Source organism: Marinifilum sp. D714, from assembly GCF_030851345.1.
Taxonomy (GTDB): domain Bacteria; phylum Bacteroidota; class Bacteroidia; order Bacteroidales; family Marinifilaceae; genus Marinifilum.
Genome location: NZ_JALPNU010000006.1, coordinates 100,740 through 123,854, shown reverse-complemented (window position 1 = coordinate 123,854; position 23,115 = coordinate 100,740). Strand labels below are relative to the sequence as shown.

Here is a 23,115-nt window from a genome sequence, read left to right as displayed (position 1 = left end):
TTAATGCAAAAGAAGGAGTACCTATTTCTAGAATACTCCTTTTTGTATTTTTTGAAGAGTTGTTTATTTCACCAAAAATAAATATCCTCTGCCTCGTAATGTTTGTATCTCAATATTATCATCTTCGACAAAGTAGTTGCGAAGTTTTTTAATGTACACATCAAGATTGCGGGAATTGAAGAATGAATCATCACCCCAAACCTGCATTAAAATGTCTTTTCGTTCCACAACCTTACTTCCCATTTCGGTTAATTTTTTCAGCAATTCGCCTTCACGATTCGAAAGGTTAATGGTTTTTGAAGGAGTGATCAGCTCATATCTTTTAGGAAAATAGGTGTAAGTTCCTAATTTAATTTCATCAAGCTCAATTTTTTGCTCCTGCGTTGTTTCTTTGTTTTCGCCGATGCCATGTAACTTTAATTGGTTATCAATTCGAACCACCAACTCTTCTATGCTAAAAGGCTTGCGGATATAATCTGTACCGCCAGCTTCAAAACCTTTTACAAGATCTGTAGTTTCAGTTTTGGCTGTAAGAAAAATAATTGGAAGAGTTGGAAATTTGGATCTGATATGATCGCAAAGTTGGTAGCCATCAACGTTTGGCAGCATGATATCCAGAACGCAAATGTCAGGAGTAAAATCATGAAATTTCGACATTACCTGGGCTCCATCTGTTACCCAAATGATATCAAATCCTTTTAAAATTAAAGAGTCGTAAACAATTTGCCCTAAATTAGGTTCATCTTCAACGTAAAGTATCTTGGTTTTATTCATATTGATCTTAGCTAGAGTGCCCTGCAAGATAAGAAATGTAAGATGATTATATGAATTTGATTTTGTTAATAATGCTTAAATATCAGTTGCGCTTGAATATCGAAATATATTAATTTTGTTTACTGTTTAAGCTGGAAACTCTAATTTAATCTCACAACCTTGTTCTGAAAGGTTGTCTGCGGAAATAGAACCATTGTGTTGTTTCATTACCAAAGAAGCAAAACTCAAGCCTAAACCAAATCCTTTTATATTGTGCTGGTTGCCAGTTGGCACTCTGAAAAATCGATCGAAAATTTTACTCAAATATTCTTTTGGAATTCCTGGTCCATTATCTATAACCGATATGTAAACATGTACGCCTTTCTGCCATAGGTTAACAACAATACTTACATCATTTCCACCATATTTTTTACTGTTTTCAATCAAATTACGAATAACTCCTTCAATATACACACGATCGATTGATATGCTTATCAATTCATCGGGTTTCGTAAACTTGATATTGATCGTATCTGCATAAAAGAGTTGAACCGACTTTACAATTCGATCGACAAATTCGTTTAAATTGGTTTCTTCCTTCTTTAGTAGATGTTGATTTGACTCAAGCTTTGAATGTTCCAGTACCCTTGAGGTAAGGCTATCCAATCGATTCATCTCCGAAGCTACCATTTTCAAATAGGATTTTGTTTTTTCTTTATCGTCGGTAATGCCATAATTCAGAATGGCTTCCATGGCGGCTTTGGCTGTAGATACCGGAATTTTTAATTCATGAGTAATATTACTAACAAAATCGGAGCGAAGCATGTTCAACTTTGCTTGTGTAAGGTAGCTCCGATAAGCAAATACCAAGGCAAAAATGGATAAACCAATCAATACAATTCCAAATATAATTTGTGCCAGGATTTCTGTAATTAGATAAAGAAAGTAATGTTCAAAGTATAGAACACTTGCTTTATCATATCTGCGGGTATATACAATGATACCCAATCTCCCTCTTCTTAATATTTCACTGTTGGTTTTTTCAATTGACTCAATATTTTCTCTATCAATTTCTTCTTCCTGACCAGCTTTTAAATTTGGGAAATTGATTGTAACATTTCTTAAGAATATATTTCTCAAAAATTGTTGAGTAGTATCATTAGGATTTTTACTTTGGTTGTAAAGAATTTGAGCGGGGTAGATTTGATATCGATAACCTAATCTTAAAATATCATAATATCGTTCATCTTTTAAACTATCAGGGATAAATGAATTTTTTTCAATAGCTCTAAATGCATTTATATAGATTTGATTGGTATCTACAAATGCTTTTAAATCTTTAACGTAAGCCTTTTTAAACTCAGCATTGGTTTTTTTCGTTCCAATTTTTAAACTATCGAAATTAATGGTGTCTTGATAATTCAAAGCCGGTTTTATCACGTTTCGATAAAAGAAGATAAACTCTCCATCGTTTATGGATGTATTATAAAGCCTGGATAATTCTACCTGCAGGTTTTTCTTTTCATTGTTATACTGAGAATGTAACCAGTATCCTACAAAAGTTACCAATAAAAACATACTTAAAACCATTGGTGAAATGATTTTAAACTTCTTTTGATTTAATCGGTTTTTAGACATGAAACAAATATACTGGCTTTCAGCAGCAAATGTTCGGATTGTTAACCTTAATTAACCAAAATACAGAGAACTTTTTTGAGTTGGCCAATTAGCAATGTGTTTTCTTGAACAACACATTGGAAATTTTTGATTGAAAAAGGCCATCCCTTTCGGAATGGCCAATATTGACTATGAAAATTTAAAAGAAAATAATCTGGTGTTTTGATGTTTATGGAATTACATCATCATGTTGTAATTGCCATAACTAGGATACATGCCATGTCCTCTTCTGTGCTTTCTGCCTTTTCCTTTGCCATCTCTTAATTTATAACTGAAAGTAAGGATGTAGAATTTGTTCAATTTATTTGTGTAGTAATCTGCCGTATATAAATCTGAAACTAAGTGAGACCTTTGATCATCCTTACTTAAAATATCATAGGCCGTGAATGATAATTCTCCACGTTTGCTTTTAAATACTTTCGTAGATAAGCCAAGATTTAAGTGCCAAAAGTTATCTACATCATTGGTCGAAAAGTTATTTTGATAATTGTTACTTGCATTTGTTCTAAACACCAAATCTTTATAAAAATTCCAATACATATTTAGCGAGGTAGTTTGAGATAAATACTCCGAACCAGTATTTGATGTGTTATTGGATTTTTGATAGTTGCTTGAGCTGGTAAATGTAAAATCGATTTTTTCGCTAATGTTGGAGCTTAGAGTCATTCCATGATTCAAGTTCCACGAATCGGTATATGCCTTTTTATCGTTTACAAAAGTAGGGTTGTGAGAAAATCGCCCTCTTGTGTTGATATTTAATTTAGACTTTAACTTTTTAAGAGGAAAGCTATACGAAATACTTGTTCCGATTGAATATTGTCCATCAAGATTTACAGGTTCCGAGAATTGCCCTCCTGCAGGCAGAAAGTACAATCCATTAATGGTTGTATCCTTAGCTGCAACAATTGTTCTTCTTCCTACAGTATTGTTTGTTGAAGTTGCCATGGCATGAATCGACAAATGACTTCCTTTCTTCATGTTTGATGCTGAATAAAGTGCCATTAAAGTGTGAGAGTTTGATTGTTCCAATTCGGAATTACCAGTAGAAATGTACAATGGATTCGAAAGATCTACAACTTCTTGTAAATCGCGAATATTTGGAGTTGTGGTTCGCGACATATAGTTAAGGTTGATTCTTTTTTGATTCTTCAAATTAAGCGAATACCTAACATATGGCTTGAATGAGAAGAAATCCTTGTTAAAATCTGTCTGATTCGGAAATGACTCTTCATTCTTTAGTGTGGTCATTTCAAAATCGGCCCCTAAGCTAAAACCATGAGTTTTTCCATGTAGGTTATACGAGAACCTTCCGGCATTTCTGATACTTGAATTTTCAAAATTGTTGGTGGTTAGCTCATCCAAATCGCTATATGAGTTTTCACTTTCATTAAAGTTATATCCGTACTTATCTGACTTTTGTTCGTTAAACTTGAAACGATATCCTAAGCTGGCAAATCCTTTTCTGCCAATGGGTTCGCTAAACGATATTCCTGCATTAACACCTGTATTTTTCCTTTTAGAATCAGAAATTCGGTTGATGCTTTGACTTACTTCATTGCTTTCATTTAAAGTTTCGGACAATTGCTTTCCATCCGATTCATTGTTGGAGTAATTAAATCCAGCATTTAAATTCAAGGAGCGGCCTTGTTTACCTAATTTTTTTGAATAATTTACGGTTTGGTATAGATTGTAGTTTTTATTCTCAGAAGAGTTATGGTTATTGTTCGAGTTTAAAGGATTACCATTTATTTTGGTATCAGAAATCGAATTGGAATTTGATTCCCTGTTTGTTGTAGAGATGTTGGTATTCAACATTAATCTGTGTTTCGGATTGGAATTTAAAGATACTCTCAGGTTAATACGGTGATCATTATTGTCATTGGTCGAGTGGTTTGTTGAATTTTGAATTTGGCCAAGAAGAGCATCAGAAGTATAATTTCTTACGCTGCTACTCTTGTTTTCATATTCCTGATTACCATATTCGTAACTAAACTCAATGTCATTTTTATTTTTAGAATTCACATAGTTGATTCCGAAAGAATCATCCTGAATGTCATTCCCGTCAATGCTTCTGTTTCCAAAATTTCGGTTGCTTAATTTTAGAGGTGCATTTACATCTCTCGATTTTGCAGTTAGGGTAATGCTATTGTTATCCGAGAAACTGTTAATATTCCCATCGAAACCATACCTGTTGTCTTTGCCAAATCCTGCAGCCACATCTCCAAAAACAAGTCTTTTGCTTTTCTTGGAGGTAACAATATTTAGCGTTTTTTTATCTTCTTCATTTCTCTTTAAGCCGGTGAACTTTTCTTCATCGCTTTTATATTCGTAAACTTCAATATTCTTAATTATATCGTTTGGAATCGTAGCCAAAGCCTTATTCATATTATTTCCAAAAAACTTTTTTCCATCAACCAATATTTCTGCAACCTCTTGTCCTTCTACTACCAGCTTACCATCCACTTCATAAAACCCAGGCATTTTGGCCAAGAGTTCTCCTGCAGTAGCATCCGGATTTACTTTGAATGCATCAGGATTAAACACTGTGGTATCGCCTTTAATTTTTGTTGGAGGCAGGGTTTCTGTGATGTTAATTTCCTGAAGAAATTCAGAGTTTTCAATCAGTTTAAACTGACCTAGATCCAGGGCTGTTTTATCAACGGTGATTGATTTTTTAATATCCTTATAGCCGATAAAAGAAACTTGAAAATCATATTCTCCCGGTTTTACCTTAATATTGAAACTACCCAATTCGTTGGTTATGGTACCTGTTTTTTGAATGGTATCCGATTTGTTAATTAATAGAATTGTTGCACCAGGTAAAGAACCTTCTTCCTGCGAATCGAGCACTTTTCCAGTTAATGTATAACTCTTTTGAGCAAATAAGGATAATCCAATTAGGATGAAAAATATAGATAGTAAAATTCTGAACATTAATTTTTCGGTTTAAATTTCCATTCAAAGATAGGTTCACATCCATTTATCATTAGATGATTTAAGGTGAATCAAGGTTAAATAAGGTTAATTATAGAAATTGCTTTTTGGATGTAAATGTTAGTTATATAGTTGATTGTGTGTTTGAGGTGGTGTTTTTAATGTTAAGAATTGTTAATTGTAAATCTTTCTTTCAGCGAGGAAAATTATTCTTGATGTTTTGTAGTATTAAAACAACTTTGCATATTTTTATGAATCATCATATATTTCAATAAACAAAATCGCCATTGCTTTGAATAAGTCTACTACAATACTACTCCTATTTCTAATTTTAAATTTTTCTTGTTTAGCCAAGGTCAAAAACAAAGGAGTTCCCTTTATTCAGAATTTTCCAAGAAGTGAATATCGTGGAGGAACTCAAAATTGGGACATTATACAATCTTCTAAAGGATTGATGTACTTTGCCAATAATGAAGGAGTGCTGGAATTCGACGGAACTAGCTGGCGATTGATAGAGGTGCCTAATAGATCGGTGGTACGTTCTTTAACAATTGACAAGTCGGATAAGGTTTATGTTGGAGCATACAATGAATTTGGGTATTTGGAACCCGATTTAAAAGGCAAGTTGGTTTATAGGTCTTTGGTCAGTTTACTTCCCGAAGCGGAAAGAGATTTCGAAGAAATATGGCAAATTTACCACTTCAGGAATGGAATCGTATTTCACACCTTTGAAAAAATCATTTTCTATAAGGATAATAAATTGTCCATTATTGGTGACAGAATGAATTTTCGGAAGAGTTTTGTAATAGATGATTCGTTTTATGTACAGATTCTAGGAAAAGGGCTCTGTAAATTGAATGGACAAGGATTTCAATTGGTAGCAGGCGGTGAAAAATTTAAAGATATCGAAATTGTAAGTGTACTGCCATACTCTGAAGATGAACTTCTAATTGCAACAGCTCTAAATGGTTTATTTAGATATAATGGAAGAAAAACGGAATCCTGGAATCTTGATGCAAATAAGTCATTTGCTAAAGAGCAAATCTACTCAGGTCTAGCATTAAGAGATAACCATTTTGTTTTTGGAACGGTTAGAAATGGTTTATATATCCTCAACAAAAGAGGACAAATTATTCAGCATGTTAATACCGATTTAGGCCTGCTTAATAATACGATACTTAGTTTATTTCAGGATTCGGAAAAGAATCTTTGGCTAGGTTTAGATAATGGAATTAATCTCCTTGAAATTAGTTCGCCAGTAACTACTTTTCCTAGAGTTAGAGATATTGGAGCAGGATATTCCTCAATTTATTTTAAGGGATATTTGTACCTGGGAACAAATATGGGGTTGTTTGCACGTAAGTACGATTTCACAGATATGGCTTTAAATTTGAACGAAAAGTTTAGGCTTGTTGAGAAAACCTCGGGTCAGGTTTGGAGTTTGCAAGTAATAGGGGGAGAGCTCCTATGTGGACACACTAAAGGTACTTTTAGGATCAATCAGGATAAAGGCGAGATGATTTGTGATGTTGAAGGAGGATGGAAATATTTATATAAAAGTGAATTCCCAAATCAAATGATAGGTGGAACTTATTCTGGCTTGATCCTTTTCGAAAGGGATTCTGAAAGGGGAAAATGGAAGTTTAAACAAAAAATTGGTGGTTTTCATGAATCATCCAGAGAAATAATTTGGAATGATGATAATAGTATATGGATGAGCCATGGTTATAAAGGACTGTATCGTATTATTTTAAACAATGCATTGGATTCATGTGTTAATTTTAAACTGTATGGAAAGGAAGATGGTCTTCCTTCCGATTTAAGTATTGGAATTCATAAAATTCGCGATAAAGAGGTTTTTACAACTAGCAAGGGCTTTTATGAGTATGTTCCTGAGATCAACAAATTTGAATCTTACCAATCATTAAATAATCTATTTGGCAAGGAAAAGGAGGTTACAAAACTTTTTGAGCAATCAAATGGTGACATCTGGTATTTTCAGGATGAAAAGTTAGGAGTATTGAAATTACAAGTAGATAACTCTTATGAGAAACGTGAAATGGCTTTTTCTTCCATTCGAGGTTCTTTTATTGGGGCTTTTGAGAATGTTTATGAAATAGACAGATCAAATGTATTAATTTCCACTGTAGAGGGATTTGTTCACTACAATCCTGAAATTCGAAAAGTGTATGAAAATAAATTTCATACATTGATTCGAGAGGTGCGAATTTCAGGTAAAAAGAAAGATTCAGTGATTTATGCTGGAAAAAAAACAAATAATGAAAATTCAGCAGAATATATAAAATTTAAGAATAATGAGATTCGTTTTCAGTTTAGTGCTCCTCAATCAAGTCATGCACAATTGTTAAATTATAAATATCAATTACAAGGATTTGATCAGGATACTTCGGCATGGGAGGCAATCACAAGTAAGGAATACACCAATTTGCGCGAGGGAGAATATGTATTTAGAGTCTTGGCACAAAATCAATATGGGGTTCAATCTGTTCCCGATGAGTTTAAATTTGTAATTCTACCTCCCTGGTACAGGTCTAAACTGGCATATTTTATATATGTATTCATTTCACTACTCATTATTTATGGTGTGATTTTATTGGTTCGTTTAAGAATGAAACAGATTCAAGACAGATTGGAGAAACAGCAGAAGGAAGAACTTAAAGCTAAGGAACAAAAATTTAGGGAAGAGGCACTAATTGCAGAGAGAGAGATTGTAGAATTAAGAAATGAAAAGTTAAAAAGTGAGGTCGATTTTAAAACTCGTGAATTAGCAAGTTCTACAATGAATATTATCCATAAGAATGAGGTGCTTTCGTATGCGGTAGGAGAATTAAAAAAGGCTTTAAAAAAGATAAAGGACCCAACTGCATTGGTTCAAGTGCGTCAGTTGATGAAAACCCTGGATTCAGAATTTAATAGCGATCAGGATTGGGAACAATTTGAGTTGCATTTTGATCAGGTGCATGAAAACTTTATAAAGAGACTACGGTCGTCTTTTCCGCAATTAACACCAAAGGATTTAAGAATGTGTGCCTATCTTAGAATGAATTTATCCACAAAAGAAATTGCACCTCTAATGAATATTTCGGTTAGGGGAGTTGAAATTAGCAGGTACAGGTTAAGGAAGAAATTTGATTTAAAACGAGAAGAAAACTTAATAGATTTCTTATTGAACGTATAAAATATCAATTTTAATAAAAGGCAAATCTCGCAACAGAGATTTGCCTTTTTTCATATTTGATGTATATGTAATATGCATTTTTTAAGATTTGTTGTATTTCTTAAGTATCTTATAGGTAGAGGGTTATTGTTTTTAAAAAGTCGTTTGATGTATTAATGATGTATTGTATTTTGGATGTTGATGAGTTCTTGATGTAGCTGTATTTTTGATTTTGCTCAAATAACAAAGGATATTGCAAACGATTTAGGTGAATAAATGTAACCCAAATTTATGAGCTAATTTTTTCTAATCTTAACGAACTAAATTTATGAAAAAAACAGTTGTGTTAATAGTTATGGCACTCTTTTGTTTGCAAGTATTTGCTCAAAATATTGCTGTAACTGGTATTGTTACCTCAGGAGAAGATGGAACTCCTATTCCATTTGCCTCCGTTGTTGTTAAAGGAACAACAATTGGTACATCAACCGATTTTGACGGTAAGTATTCTATAGAAGCACCTAAGGATGCTACTTTGGTATTTTCAATGATTGGTTTTGCTCCACAAGAGATTTTTGTTGGAGACCAAACTGTTGTAGATGTTATTCTGATGACTGAAACTACAGGACTTGAAGAGGTTGTAGTTGTAGGCTATGGTACTCAGAAAAAGCGTGATGTTACTGGTGCAGTAACTGTGCTTGGAGCAAAAACTATTGATGAAATAAAACCTGTTAGGGCAGAGCAAGCTTTACAGGGAACTACTTCGGGAGTAGTAGTAAGTTCTTCTTCGGGAGCTCCAGGTTCTGGCTTAGATATAAGAATCCGTGGTATTTCTACAAATGGGGATGCTTCTCCAGTTGTTATTATTGATGGCTATGAAGGGTCATTGGAAACATTAAGCCCTGATGATATTGAAAGTATTACAGTATTAAAAGATGCTCAGGCTGCAATTTACGGAACTGTTGGTGCAAATGGGGTTGTGCTGGTAACAACCAAAACAGGTCGTAAAAACACTGCGCCGGCAATTCGATTTAACAGCTCTGTTGGTATTCAGGAGACTTCACGCAAATTACCAGTGCTAAATGCAACTGAGTATGCTGTATTATTAAATGAAGCTTATGCTGCAAATGGGGAAGATTTGCCATTTACAAATATTTCAAATTTAGGAAAAGGAACCAATTGGCAAAATGAAGTATTCTCAACAGCTCCAATTTATAAGAATGATGTGAGTTTAAGTGGGGGATCTGATAATGTAGTATACTCGTTGAGTGCTTCCGACCTGGATCAAAAAGGTATTGTAGGGAAAGATAAATCGGGGTATAAGAGAAATACTGCAAGAATGAATTTGGGAATTGATATTTCTGAAAAGCTAAAATTTAAATCTTCCTTGATTTACACTTATTTAAGAAGAAGATCAATAAACGAAAATGGATTAGGATCGGTATTGTTTAATGCACTAAACATGCCTTCTACTATGTCAGTATACAACGAAGATGGTTCTTTCTTTTTAGCACCAAATAGTCTGGGTAATGAGGTGATTAATCCAATGGCACAAATTGATAATACTTATAATATCTATAAGTCAAATCGATTGAGCGGAAGTTTTAGCATGGAGTACGCTTATTCTCCACAGTTAAAGGCTACAGCTCGTATTGGATTTAATACAGGTAGTAGCAAGGAAAAATCTTTTGATAAAGAAATAAGTTATGGGGGAAAGGTATTTGATAATACCAGGAGCAGTGTATTTCAGGCTAGAGATAACTTCAATGATTATACATTTGATGCCTTTGTGACTTATGATAACACGTTTATTGATAAGCATCATGTAACAGCAACATTAGGTACCACAGTGTATAAAAATTGGGGTGACCATTTAGATGCAACTGGCTTTGATGTACCTAACAACTCATGGGAATTTGCCGATATTTCTTTAACAGAAGGAACCAGTGAAGCAAAAGCCAACAATTCATGGGATTACGATGATAGAAGATTATCATATTTTGCTCGTCTTCAATATGATTATGAAGGAAAATATTTGCTTTCCGGAATGTTTAGACGAGATGCTTCTACCAAATTTGGTCCGGATGAAAGTGTAGGGTACTTTAATTCAGCTACTGCAGGTTGGGTAATTTCAGATGAGGATTTCATGAGCGATTATGAGTTTATCGATTTTATCAAGCTAAGAGCAAGTTATGGTTTCCTTGGTTCTGATAAAATTGATCCTAACAAATTTTTATCATTAATGGATGGAGAAGGAACCTACATATTCAATGGGCAGTTAGTTAATGGTAGAGCAATTGGAGCACTTCCTAACAATACGATTAAATGGGAAGAGTCTGAACAATTTGATATTGGTTTAGATGTGAAATTATTGAACAACAAAGTTGATATCAATGCTGATTACTTTGTAAAAACTACCAATGATTTGCTAGTTGAGGGTGTGCCAGTTTCAGGAATTTTAGGTGTTAGTGGTGCAGGTGCTGCAGGACCAACTATCAATGCAGGTGAGGTTCGAAACCGAGGTTTTGAATTTGCTGTAGGTTACCGAGGTAAAATAGGTGAAGATTTGGTGTTTAAGGTGAATTACAATATGACAACCTTAGATAATGAGGTAACTAAAGTAAATAATGGAACCGGATTTATCGAAGCTGGTGAATTTAGTGTAGGACAACCTAGCCCAACCCGAATGGCAGTTGGACAGCCTATTGGTTCATTCTTTGGATACAAAACAGATGGACTATTCCAAAATATGGCAGAAGTGAATGCTCACCCATCACAAATTGCATTGGGAGCAGAAGCTCAGCCTGGAGACTTAAGATATGTGGATACCAACAATGATGGAGTGATAAATGCAGATGATAGAACATATATCGGAAACCCAATTCCAGATGTAACGATGGGATTAAATTTATCCATTAACTATAAGAACTTCGATTTTTCAGCTTATGCTTATGCATCATTGGGTAACGATAAACTTCGTAACTACGAACGTTCAAATGTAAATGTGAATAAGCTAAGTACCAATTTGGAAAGATGGACTGGAGAAGGAACAAGTAATTCTGTTCCAAGAGTAACCACAGGAGCTATAGCAAATCAGGTAATTTCAGATTACTATGTTGAGGATGCTTCTTTCTTAAGAATTCAAAACATACAATTGGGATATACACTGCCTGAATACCTTACCTCAAAACTGAAAATCTCTAAATTAAGATTCTATGGTTCGGTAAGTAATCTGTATACATTCACTGACTATACTGGTTATGATCCTGCTGCGTCAAGTGGCGATCCTATTACTGCAGGAATCGATTATGGATTCTATCCTTCAGCGAGAACCTTTACGTTCGGATTAAATCTAAACTTTTAAAAAAGCTCAATCATGAAAAAAATAAAATATAGCATTGCAGTTCTAGGGGCTTTTGTTTTAGCCGTAAACATATTGATTTCCTGTTCTGATGATTTTGCACAGGAAGCACCAAAATACTCTATAGATTCTGAAAATTTTTTCAACTCGGAGCAGGACTATTATAATGGTTTGGTTGGAGTTTATGACGCATTACAATATACCTATGTAAATGTAATATTAGGTGAGATTGCATCTGATAATACATTGTGTGGAGGAGAAAGTGCTACAGATGTTGTAGGATGGCAACAAGTTGACGATATGATTCACACTCCGGTAAATAGCAATTTACATGATGTTTGGAATTGGATGTTTGCAGGAGTACAGAGAGCAAACTACTTTATGGAGTTCAAAGACAAAATCGATTTTGATGGTAGACTATCGATGATTGGAGAAGTACAATTCCTAAGAGCTTATTACTATTTTGAATTGGTAAAATGGTTTGGTCCTGTACCTTTAAAAATAGATGAGCGTTTTGCTTTAGGAGATGAGACTTCAATTCCTCGATCACCAGTAGCAGATGTATATGCGCAAATTGAAAGAGATTTAGTTGCTGCAATTGAGGTATTGCCAGATGTGCCGGAACAAACAGGAAGGGTAACAAGAGGCGCAGCTAGAGCATTACTAGGAAAAGTATATTTATTCCAAGATAAATTTAGTGAAGCGGCAAATGTATTGGATCAGGTAATCACAAGTTCAAATTACTCTCTTGTTGAAGATTATGATGAAATTTTCGAAATGGCTGGTGAAAATGGTATTGAGTCGGTATTCGAAATTCAATATACTGATGTTGAAGGAGCTGAATTTGGATGTTTGCAATGTAGCGAAGGTAATGTTGCGGTAGGTTTTAGTGGCGTAAGAGGTTACGATGGTCCATTGTTCTCTTCAGGCTTTAGTTTTAATGTACCAACTCAGGAAGCAGTTGATCAATTTGAACCTGGAGATCTTCGAAAAGATGTTGCAATATTAGATATTGTTGCTTGGGCTGAGAGTGAAGGTGCGACTTACACTACAGGATTTGAGCATACTGGATATTTTAATAGAAAGTATTTGCCGAGAAAGAGAAGCTCTGAAGCTCAGGGAGATTTGAACCTAACCAACCCGAATAATTATAGAGCAATTCGTTATGCAGATGTATTGCTTATGGCAGCAGAAGCATATAACCGAGGAGGTATTTCAGATACGAAAGCACAAGAATACATTTCAGAAGTAAGAAGAAGAGCTTTTGGTGATACAAATCACGATGTAACCTTAACAGGTGCAGCGTTAACCGATGCTATTTATCATGAAAGAAGAGTTGAGTTAATGGGTGAAGGACATCATTTCTTTGATCTTGTAAGAACGGGAAGAGCAGCTGATGAAATTGAAGGTTTCGTAGCTGGTAAACATGAAGTATTCCCTATTCCTCTTGAAGAAATTCAATTCTCAAATGGCAATTGGTCACAAAATCCTAATTACTAAACAAGATTATTCGATATGAAAATATTAACTAAAATAAGCGCATTTATTTTCATCCTAGGTATCTTTTTTGCCTGTGAAACAGATGAAGATAACTTGTATTCGTTAGATTATATTGGTGCTCCTACTAATGTGGAAGCAGTATTCGATATCACACAAGATAATTCAGGTCTTGTGAGTATTTCCCCTAATGCTGAGGGAGCTCAGCAATTTACCATTGATTTCGGCGATGGTTCTGAAACAGAAACCTACAAGCCGGGTGAGGTTGCTGAACATGTATATACTGAAGGAGTTTATTCGGTAAAAATTATTGCCGTAAGCATAAATGGTAAAGCAACAGAATTAGTACAGGAATTAAATGTAACATTTAAAGCACCAGAGAATTTAGAGGTGAACATTACAAATGATACTCAAAATCCAAGAATCGTAAGTGTAACAGCTACAGCTGATTTTGCAACCGTTTTTGAAGTTTATTTTGGTGATGTAGAAGATGAAGAGCCAACGATGTTAATGCCGGGTGAGACAGTTTCTCATACTTACGAAGCTGCTGGCGATTACGATGTTAGAATTGTAGCAAAAAGTGCCGGAGCAGCAACTACGGAATACACCGAAACGGTAAATGTACCTGAAGCTGCTGATCCGATTAATTTGCCTATTGATTTTGAATCCTTCACAATCAATTATGCATTTGAAAACTTTGGAGGTACAACTTCATCTGTTATCGATAACCCGGATGCATCAGGAATCAACACTAGTGCTAAAGTTGCTCAAAGTAATAAGTCTGCAGGAGCTGAAATATGGGCAGGTTCATTCCTTACACTTGAAAATCCTATTGATTTTTCTAGCAATACAGAGTTTAGAGTTAAGGTTTGGTCGCCAAAAGTGGGTGCAACAGTAAAACTAAAAGTTGAAAACTTAACCGATGGTAATATTGGTTTTGAAGTTGATGCAACAACAACAGTAGCTAACGAATGGGAGGAATTAACTTTTGATTTCTCTGCAATTGATCAAGCGAATGAATATCAGAAAGTGGTAATTTTCTTCGACTTCGGAAACAATGGAGATGATTCGAACTATTACTTTGATGATATTAAGCTAGTACCTGCATCCATTCCAGCTTTCTCTTCAATTGAAGATTTTGAAGGAACAGCACCTACATTTACAGTATTTGGAAATATTGCTGATGTAGATGTGGTTGACAATCCTGACGCTACAGGTGTAAATATCACTGCAAAAGTTGCGAAACTTATTAAAACTGCCAATTCAGAAACTTGGGCAGGGGCATTTTTCGAAGCAAGCTCAGCATTGGATTTTGATAATTACAGCATGATTAAGGTTAAAACATGGTCGCCAAAATCTGGAATTGTAGTAAAGTTAAAACTTGAAAATGCTGATGCAAGCATTACTCATGAAGTGGATGCAAGTACTACAGTTGCTAATGCATGGGAAGAATTAACTTATGACTTTAGTGGGGCTCCTGCAGCTGACTATGTGAAGGTGGTTATCTTCTTCGATTTTGGAAATGTTGGCGATGATTCGGTTTACTATTACGATGAAATTGGTTTGGCAAATGAAGGAGGTTCAACTACTGCACCTTTAAGTATGGAAGACTTTGAAGGTACGGCTCCAGAATTTACCAACTTTGATGGAGGTAACGCTTCTGTGATTGATAACCCAGATGCTTCGGGTATTAACACAAGTTCAAAAGTTGGACAAATGGTTAAGAATGGTGGACAAACCTGGGGTGGTGCTTACTTTTCACTTGAAAGCCCAATGGATTTTGCAACTTACAAGAAAGTGAAAATGAAAGTGTGGTCCAATAAAGTAGGAGCCAAGGTGTTGTTTAAGGTAGAAAATAAAGACGATTCAAGTGTAAATTATGAGGTCGAATTAACAACTTCCGTGGCGAATGCATGGGAAGAACTTACCTATGATTACTCAGGAATTGACGCAACAAAATCATACCATAATATTGTTTTAATATTTGATAACGGTACAACAGGAGACGGATCTGCTGATTTTACCTACTATTTTGATGATATCGAATTAACCAATTAAACTTTGAGCAATGTTGAAATATTATAAATATATAAGTGTAATTCTGATTAGCATTCTGACGTTATTTACTGCATGTCAGGAGGATGATTACGAATTAGGAAAAATAGAGACCCCAACTAATTTGGAAATTAGTTTTGAGGTGGTAGGCGTTGATGCTGAGAATCCTTATGGAGATGGAACTGGCTTTGTGAATTTCAATGCAACGGCTGATAATGAAATTAATTATACCTATGTTTTTGGAGATGGAACTGATAAAGAAGTTTCTGCAGATGGTAAGATAACTCACAGATTCTCACTACCCGGAATTAATACTTATAATGTTACAGTTTTAGCTGTTGGAACAGGAGGTGTAACAACGAGTAAATCAGTTCAAGTTGAAGTGTTTAGTAGTTTCAGCGATGAGGAAGCAGTAGCCTTTTTAACTGGCGGCACTAGTAAAACATGGTATTGGGCAGCTGATCAACCAGCACATACAGGATTAGGACCAAACTTTGAAGATCCGGGTAAAGCATATGCTGCATGGTATGCTGCAACAGCTTTCGAAAAAGAATGTATGTATGATGCTGAATTTGTATTTACTCAAACTGATGGAGGTGTAACATTTGAACAAACAGCTGGATCAGCATTCATCCCAGGAACATATGCGGGTAAGATTGGAGTTGAAGGTGATGTTTGTCATGGTGATGATGTAGCTCCAGGTTTATATGGAGTGAAGAATGTAACTTTTGCACCTGCAAGCTCAATTGCAACAGAAGATGGCGGTTACCGGGGAACCAGCTTCAGCATTTCCGATAATGGATTCATGTGCTGGTATGTTGGAACAAGTACTTATGAAATTATTGAGATTACGGATAATATTCTAAGAGTGCGTGTTGAGGAAGATGACACTTTTGCTTGGTACCATATCTTTACATCAACAAAACCAAGTGAATCAGCTGGTGAAGTTGATGTGGAATATACCAATCTGGTTTGGTCAGATGAGTTTGATACTGATGGAAATCCAGATGCTACCAAATGGGATTATGACCTAGGTGCAGGAGGTTGGGGTAATAATGAATCTCAAACCTACACCAACGATGCAGCTAATGCCAGTATTTCTGATGGAACATTAAAAATAACGGCAAAAGCGGATGGTGGATCTTATACTTCAGCTCGTTTGAAAACTCAAGATAAATTTGAATTCACTTACGGAAGGGTTGATGTTCGAGCCAAACTTCCATCAGGAGGCGGTACATGGCCGGCAATTTGGATGTTGGGAGCAAATTTCCCTGATGTAGGATGGCCAGCATGTGGAGAAATTGACATTATGGAAGGAATTGGAAACAATCCTGGACATATCCAATGTGCATTGCATACGCCATCAAGTTCGGGAGCAACCGAAAATATGGAATCTACAACTGTTGCTGATGCTTCTGATGAATTTCATGTGTACTCTGTAAACTGGTCAGAAAATCAGATTACATTCCTGATTGATGATGAGGTTTATTATACCTATGCACCGGAAGATAAAAACGCCGACAATTGGCCGTACGATGCTGATCAATTTCTGATTTTGAATGTGGCTATGGGTGGTACACTTGGTGGTACTATTGATCCTGCATTTGTTGAATCATCTATGGAAATTGACTACGTAAGAGTATATCAATAATTATAAACAATTATAGGCTGTTCCTGTTATTTGAACAGCCTATAAATACTTAATCATTAAGCTAAATCTTTACATTATGAGATCAACAGCTTGTTTGATAATGGGTGTATTCTGTCTTCTTTTTTCTTCATGCAACTTTAATAAAAAAGATAAATCCAAGCAAAAAACTGCTTCAAAAGAGTATCAACTGGTGTGGTCTGATGAATTTGATTATACCGGATTGCCAGATTCAACAAAATGGATTTATGATACGGAAGGAAACAGCAAAGGCTGGGGCAATAACGAATTGCAACATTATACACATGCGAAGAAAGAAAATGCCTGGGTTGAGAATGGAGTACTTCACATTACTGCGCTTCAGGAAAGTATAGAAGGTAAGGATTATTCATCTGCCAGATTAAACTCTAAATCGGATTGGTTGCATGGGAAAGTTGAGGTGCGAGCAAAACTTCCGGAAGGGAGAGGCACTTGGCCTGCAATTTGGATGATGCCAGGGGATTGGTCCTTCGAAGATGGAAACTGGCCGGATATTGGCGAGATAGATATCATGGAACATGTTGGCCATGATGCAGGAGTGATTCATGCATCTGCTCACTCAAAAGATTATCAGTGGCAAAAAGGCACGCAGCAAACTGCAATTATAAAAATTCCCGATGCCACTGAAAAGTTTCACTCTTACATCCTGGAATGGTCTGAAGATATCATGAAATGCTATGTAGATGATCAATTGTTTTTTGAGTACAAAAATGAAGGCCTTGGAGAATCGAAATGGCCTTACACCAAACCATTTTACTTGATTTTAAATGTTGCAGTTGGTGGTGCATGGGGAAGTGTAGAAGGAATTGACAAGGAAGCATTTCCACAAACAATGGAAATTGACTTTGTAAGAATTTATCAAAAGAAATAATCATGAACTTAAAATATAGTGCTGCTGTTTCTTTAATTGTTGCCTTAGGAGGATTTCTAATGGGATTTGATGCGTCGGTGATTTCAGGCGTTATAAAATTTATAGAACCTCAGTTCGATCTTAGCAAAATTCAATTGGGTTGGGCTGTGAGCTGTTTGACTCTTACTGCAACTTTGGCCATGATGTTAGCTGGCCCTGTTAGTGATAGGTTTGGAAGACGAACAGTCTTAAAATGTGCGGCAGCATTATATTTTATTTCAGCTTTAGGATCAGCCATAGCTCCTAATTTTATAATGTTGGTTTTGGCAAGAATGATTGGAGGAATCGGTGTTGGCGCATCGCTGATCATAGCTCCAATGTATATTGCCGAAATCGCCCCTCCAAAGCTTAGGGGTACTATGGTGTCCTTTAACCAACTGAATATTGTACTGGGAATTTCAGTTGCATTTTTTACCAATTACCTGATTTTACAATTGGGAAAATCGAATGCCGATTGGGCCACCTTTCTGCAGTTCGACGCATACAACTGGAGATGGATGCTGGGATTGGAAGCTTTGCCTGCATTGCTCTATTTTTTCTTACTGTTTTTTGTGCCAAGGAGTCCGCGTTGGCTAGCCATGAACGGCTTGGATGATGAAGCCCTTGAGGTAATGAATAAGGCTGTAGGAGAAGAAGAGGCGAAGGAACAGTTGGTAAATATTGCACGAAGCATCAATTCATCAAAGAATAAGGAACGAATTTCAATAAAGGAGTTATTTAAACCATCATTAAAGTTGGTGTTGCTAATTGGTATTGTGATTGCAATTACCCAGCAAATAACAGGGATCAATTCGGTGTTTTTTTATGCTCCAATGATTTTTGAGCAAACAGGTATCGGAACCGATGCTTCATTTTCACAAGCAATTTTAGTAGGCTTAACCAACCTTGTTTTTACTCTTTTTGCCATTTGGTTGATTGATAGGGTAGGAAGAAAACCACTCTTGGTTTTTGGTTTGTTTGGTATTGTTGTTTCGATGTTTGTATTATCTGCGAGTTTTGGAAATGCTACCTACCAGTTAAGCGAAAAGAGCATAACCGAATGTTCTAGTTTTATTGAGCCTTCCAAATTAAAAGAGATTGAGAATGTTGTTTACGAAAGTGATATCGAATTTAATAATGCACTCTTAAGTAGTGTTGGTGAACAGACATTTAAAGAACACCAATCAGAATTTATCGCAAAAGCAATCTGCATCAACCCATGGTTGGTACTGGTAGGGATTATTGGCTTTGTTGCATCCTTTGCGATTTCTATAGGACCTGTTATGTGGGTTTTGTTTTCAGAACTTTTCCCAAATCGAGTAAGAGGATTAGCCATCTCATTTGTTGGACTAATCAACTCGGGGATAAGTTTCATTGTACAGCTGGCTTTCCCGTGGGAACAGATGAATCTGGGAAATGCTACTACCTTTTTAATATATGGAATATTTGGCGCATTGGGTCTTTTGTTTGTGATTGTAATGCTGCCTGAAACCAAGGGGAAATCTCTTGAAGAATTAGAAGTAATTCTGATTAAAGAATAGGAACAGATCGAATCCTTTAAGGATTTATAATATAAAACTCAGAAGTTTTTTGTTGAAAGAAATTGAAGTTGAATCTAGTTAGATTAAAATGAAGAAGAGTAACATTTATCTGGGAAACACAAGTTTGAATTGCAGCGGGGCTGAGATTAAAGGGGAATTTGTAGAACTAAATAATGAGAAGTTTTACAAGATTAGCAATTCTGACCAAATGGCGGACTTCTTTATGAGTATTGTTAGTGATTCAGATCACTGGATGTTCATATCAAGTAATGGTTCATTATCAGCCGGTAGAAAGAATCGTGATAATGCATTATTTCCTTATTACACTGTTGATAAGATTCATGATTTTAAAGGCATTACAGGAAGTAAAACTATGTTTTTGGTAGAGAAAGAGGAAAAAGCTTTTCTATGGGAACCATTTGCAAAGAATTTGAAGGAAGTATATAAAATTCAAAGAAATCTATATAAGAGTATTTATGGCAACAAGATCATTTTCGAAGAGGTGAACCTTGATTTGGGAATTGAGTTTCAGTATGCCTGGTACAATTCAGAAAAGTATGGATTTGTACGTAAATCGAAAGTAAAAAACATTAGCGGAAATAAGTTAAATGCAGAAGTGCTTGATGGAATTAAAAATATCATTCCTTATGGATTCGATTACGCATTTCAGAGTGAATACAGTAACCTACTTGATGCTTATAAAAAGAATGAATTGTTACCAGAGTCTGGTTTGGGATTGTTCATGTTGAGCTCAATCCCTGTTGATAGAGCAGAACCAAGTGAATCATTAAAATGTACTACGGTATGGTCTGTGGGATTGCAAGACAAGAAAATCTTATTATCGGCGAAGCGGGAATCGAACTTCCTAAAAGGGTTGAATCTTGAAACTGAAGTTGATGTGAGAGCAACCCGAGGGGCTTACATGATAAATTCTGAATTGGAATTGTCTGCTGGTAACTCGGAAGAATGGATGATTGTAGCAGAGATTAATCAGGATAGTTCAGATGTTTCGAATCTGAATGAATTCATTAAAAATGACAAGAACCTGTTTGCAGCTATTGATAAAGACATTCAATTGGGAACTGAGAATTTGATTAAGATTGTGGCTGACGCCGATGGTTTACAGGCTGGAAAAGATGATTTGTGTACTGCTCGTCATTTTTCGAATACCATGTTTAATGTAATGCGTGGTGGAATTTTTATTGATTCATACAATATTAATAGTGCAGATTTTGCTTTGTTTGTGAAGCAATCGAATACAATAATTTATTCGGAATTTAACAGCTGGTTGAATGAACTGCCAATAGAAATATCATATAATGAATTGCTTGATAGGGTAAGTACAGTAGCAAATTCTGATTTGCAAAGAATTTGCCTGGAGTACCTGCCATTAACATTTAGTCGTCGTCATGGTGATCCAAGCCGACCTTGGAACCAGTTCTCCATTGAAACTAAAAATGAAGATGGAAGTCCTAAATTAAATTACCAGGGAAACTGGAGGGATATTTTCCAAAACTGGGAAGCTTTGGCCTGGTCATTTCCTGAGTATTTGAAAGGGATGATTAGCAAGTTTGTGAATGCTTCTACTGCCGATGGATACAATCCTTACCGAATTACTCGTGAAGGAATCGATTGGGAATGTCCTGATCCTGATGATCCATGGGCTTACATTGGATATTGGGGAGATCACCAAATTATTTATTTACAGAGACTTTTGGAGTTATCAAATGAATTTCACCCGGGAAAATTAGATGAACTTCTAAGCAAAGAGATGTTTGTGTATGCAAATGTCCCATATCGAATTAAATCTTACGATGAGATTGTTAAAAATCCAAAGGATACCATTGGTTTTGATTTTGATCTGAACAAAACAATAAAAGCAAAATACAAAGAGCTTGGCGCTGATGCTTTTTTGTTGCAGCAGGGAAATGATATTTACAAGGTAAATCTGATGGAGAAAGTGTTGGTGACCCTGCTAAGTAAATTAAGCAATTTTATTCCTGAAGCTGGAATATGGTTGAATACTCAGCGTCCTGAATGGAACGATGCAAATAATGCATTGGTGGGGAATGGTGTTTCCATGGTAACTCTATACTACTTGCGAAGATTTTTGAAGTTTTGGACTGAAAAACTGGCTGTATTATCGGTCGAAGAAATCACTGTTTCAGCAGAAGTGAAAGCGTTATTGGATAAGATCTTTAACCTATTTAATGAGCGATCAAACTTGTTGAATACTGGTTTTACCAATAAGGACAGAAAGCACTTTGCAGATGTTCTTGGTTTGGCAGGAACAGAATACAGAGAGAGCATCTATGCAAATTCATTCTCTGGAGAACGAAAGTCTGTTAAAGTTGCGGATTTGGTAGAATTTACCAGATTGGCAATGGCTTATATGGATCAGTCGATTCGTGTAAATAAGCGCGAAGACAAGTTGTATCATGCTTATAATCTAATTTCAATTTCTGATGATGAAATATCGATTCGTTACTTGTATGAAATGCTGGAAGGGCAGGTAGCAGTTTTGAGTTCAGGATATTTATCGGCAGAAGAGAGTTTGGAAGTGCTGGATGCTTTAAAGGCTAGTTCATTATTCCGTGAGGATCAGTTTAGCTACATTTTATATCCCGACAGGCAGTTGGCAAGATTTACTGAGAAGAATAACATTCCAGAACATCAGGTAGCAAAATCGTCCCTGCTTCAGAAATTAATTGAAAATAGGAATACAGAGCTGGTTTCTGTTGATCAGTCAGGCAACTGTCATTTCAATGGTAAAATTCGAAATGCAGAGGTATTAAATGAAATTCTTGACAGATTAAATTCTGAATATACAGAATTAGTTATTTCTGATAGAGATCTTGTTCTAAATGCATACGAAAGTATGTTCGACCATCAGTCTTTTACAGGAAGATCAGGAACTTTCTATGGATATGAAGGATTGGGAAGTATCTATTGGCATATGGTTTCAAAACTGCTTCTTGCCACTCAAGAGAATTTCTTTCTGGCCACCGACGAGAACTTAAGTGCAGAGTTGATTGGAAGATTGAAGGAACATTACTACGAAATAAAAGCAGGTATTGGAATATACAAATCACCAGACTTGTATGGTGCTTTCCCAACTGATGCCTACTCTCATACTCCTGGAAATGCTGGAGCCAAGCAACCAGGTATGACCGGTCAGGTAAAAGAAGATTTTATTTCGAGAATGGGAGAGCTTGGTATTCGAATCGATCAGGGTAAAATTGTTTTTGATTTGCCTTTGTTGAACGAGAAGGAAGTTCTTAAGAATCCAGAATTATTTACTTACTATGATCTTCAAAATTCAAAACAAACAATTGAATTGGAAGAGGGACAATTAGCATTAACATTTTGTAAGGTTCCGGTTGTATTCTCAAAGGGAGCAATGCCTGAGATAAAAATCACTTATAAAGATGAATCAAACACTTTGATCTCTGGTAATATCATCGATGAAAATATCAGTGAATCAATATTCAGAAGAGAAAATTCAGTGAAAAGAGTTGATTATACAATGTCTGAAAACTAACAAAT

The 23,115-nt window shown here is 35.6% G+C and carries 11 protein-coding genes; 8 read left to right on the top strand and 3 right to left on the bottom strand.

All coding sequences use genetic code 11. The features are described 5' to 3' along the window. Nucleotides 1-63: 63 nt before the first annotated feature. The 3 genes from M0051_RS08335 to M0051_RS08325 form a co-directional block, all read right to left on the bottom strand. Nucleotides 64-774: a response regulator transcription factor gene (locus M0051_RS08335; RefSeq protein WP_306741072.1), complete on the bottom strand. Its 711-nt coding sequence runs from the start codon at nucleotides 772-774 to the stop codon at nucleotides 64-66. A gap of 126 nt (nucleotides 775-900) precedes the next feature. Next, complete coding sequence (locus M0051_RS08330; protein ID WP_306741071.1) at nucleotides 901-2,391, bottom strand: cell wall metabolism sensor histidine kinase WalK; 1,491 nt, start codon at nucleotides 2,389-2,391, stop codon at nucleotides 901-903. Between the two features lie 216 nt (nucleotides 2,392-2,607). Continuing rightward, complete coding sequence (locus M0051_RS08325) at nucleotides 2,608-5,364, bottom strand: TonB-dependent receptor (RefSeq protein WP_306741070.1); 2,757 nt, start codon at nucleotides 5,362-5,364, stop codon at nucleotides 2,608-2,610. Nucleotides 5,365-5,656: 292 nt separating this feature from the next. Here M0051_RS08325 and M0051_RS08320 point away from each other — a divergent pair, with 292 nt between their 5' ends. The 8 genes from M0051_RS08320 to M0051_RS08285 all read left to right on the top strand — a co-directional run bounded on the left by M0051_RS08320 (nucleotide 5,657) and on the right by M0051_RS08285 (nucleotide 23,110). Further along, entirely contained in the window at nucleotides 5,657-8,563 is a 2,907-nt protein-coding gene (locus M0051_RS08320) for a triple tyrosine motif-containing protein (RefSeq protein WP_306741069.1), read from the top strand. 307 nt (nucleotides 8,564-8,870) lie between these two features. Next, complete coding sequence (locus tag M0051_RS08315) at nucleotides 8,871-11,903, top strand: TonB-dependent receptor (protein ID WP_306741068.1); 3,033 nt, start codon at nucleotides 8,871-8,873, stop codon at nucleotides 11,901-11,903. A 12-nt stretch (nucleotides 11,904-11,915) separates the two neighbouring features. Next, the gene (locus M0051_RS08310; RefSeq protein ID WP_306741067.1) at nucleotides 11,916-13,400 is read left to right on the top strand and encodes a RagB/SusD family nutrient uptake outer membrane protein; all 1,485 of its coding nucleotides are present in this window, start codon (nucleotides 11,916-11,918) and stop codon (nucleotides 13,398-13,400) included. A 15-nt stretch (nucleotides 13,401-13,415) separates the two neighbouring features. Then, nucleotides 13,416-15,455 carry a hypothetical protein gene (locus tag M0051_RS08305; RefSeq protein ID WP_306741066.1) on the top strand — a complete coding sequence of 680 codons (2,040 nt, stop codon included), beginning with the start codon at nucleotides 13,416-13,418 and terminating at the stop codon, nucleotides 15,453-15,455. 10 nt (nucleotides 15,456-15,465) lie between these two features. Further along, nucleotides 15,466-17,103, top strand: a complete 1,638-nt coding sequence (locus M0051_RS08300) for a family 16 glycosylhydrolase (RefSeq protein ID WP_306741065.1) — start codon at nucleotides 15,466-15,468, stop codon at nucleotides 17,101-17,103. Nucleotides 17,104-17,179: 76 nt separating this feature from the next. Then, a complete protein-coding gene (locus M0051_RS08295) occupies nucleotides 17,180-18,010 on the top strand; it encodes a glycoside hydrolase family 16 protein (RefSeq protein ID WP_306741064.1) in 831 nt (276 codons plus the stop codon). A 2-nt stretch (nucleotides 18,011-18,012) separates the two neighbouring features. Next, nucleotides 18,013-19,569 carry a sugar porter family MFS transporter gene (locus M0051_RS08290; protein WP_306741063.1) on the top strand — a complete coding sequence of 519 codons (1,557 nt, stop codon included), beginning with the start codon at nucleotides 18,013-18,015 and terminating at the stop codon, nucleotides 19,567-19,569. A gap of 88 nt (nucleotides 19,570-19,657) precedes the next feature. Next, nucleotides 19,658-23,110 (top strand): hypothetical protein, encoded by a 3,453-nt coding sequence (locus M0051_RS08285; RefSeq protein WP_306741062.1) that lies wholly within the window; start codon nucleotides 19,658-19,660, stop codon nucleotides 23,108-23,110. Nucleotides 23,111-23,115 lie beyond the last annotated feature (5 nt).

Coding starts and splice junctions, on each gene's coding strand:
- M0051_RS08335 (WP_306741072.1), bottom strand. CDS start 774: ATGAATAAAACCAAGATACTTTACGTTGAAGATGAACCTAATTTAGGG.
- M0051_RS08330 (WP_306741071.1), bottom strand. CDS start 2,391: ATGTCTAAAAACCGATTAAATCAAAAGAAGTTTAAAATCATTTCACCA.
- M0051_RS08325 (WP_306741070.1), bottom strand. CDS start 5,364: ATGTTCAGAATTTTACTATCTATATTTTTCATCCTAATTGGATTATCC.
- M0051_RS08315 (WP_306741068.1), top strand. CDS start 8,871: ATGAAAAAAACAGTTGTGTTAATAGTTATGGCACTCTTTTGTTTGCAA.
- M0051_RS08310 (WP_306741067.1), top strand. CDS start 11,916: ATGAAAAAAATAAAATATAGCATTGCAGTTCTAGGGGCTTTTGTTTTA.
- M0051_RS08305 (WP_306741066.1), top strand. CDS start 13,416: ATGAAAATATTAACTAAAATAAGCGCATTTATTTTCATCCTAGGTATC.
- M0051_RS08300 (WP_306741065.1), top strand. CDS start 15,466: ATGTTGAAATATTATAAATATATAAGTGTAATTCTGATTAGCATTCTG.
- M0051_RS08295 (WP_306741064.1), top strand. CDS start 17,180: ATGAGATCAACAGCTTGTTTGATAATGGGTGTATTCTGTCTTCTTTTT.
- M0051_RS08290 (WP_306741063.1), top strand. CDS start 18,013: ATGAACTTAAAATATAGTGCTGCTGTTTCTTTAATTGTTGCCTTAGGA.
- M0051_RS08285 (WP_306741062.1), top strand. CDS start 19,658: ATGAAGAAGAGTAACATTTATCTGGGAAACACAAGTTTGAATTGCAGC.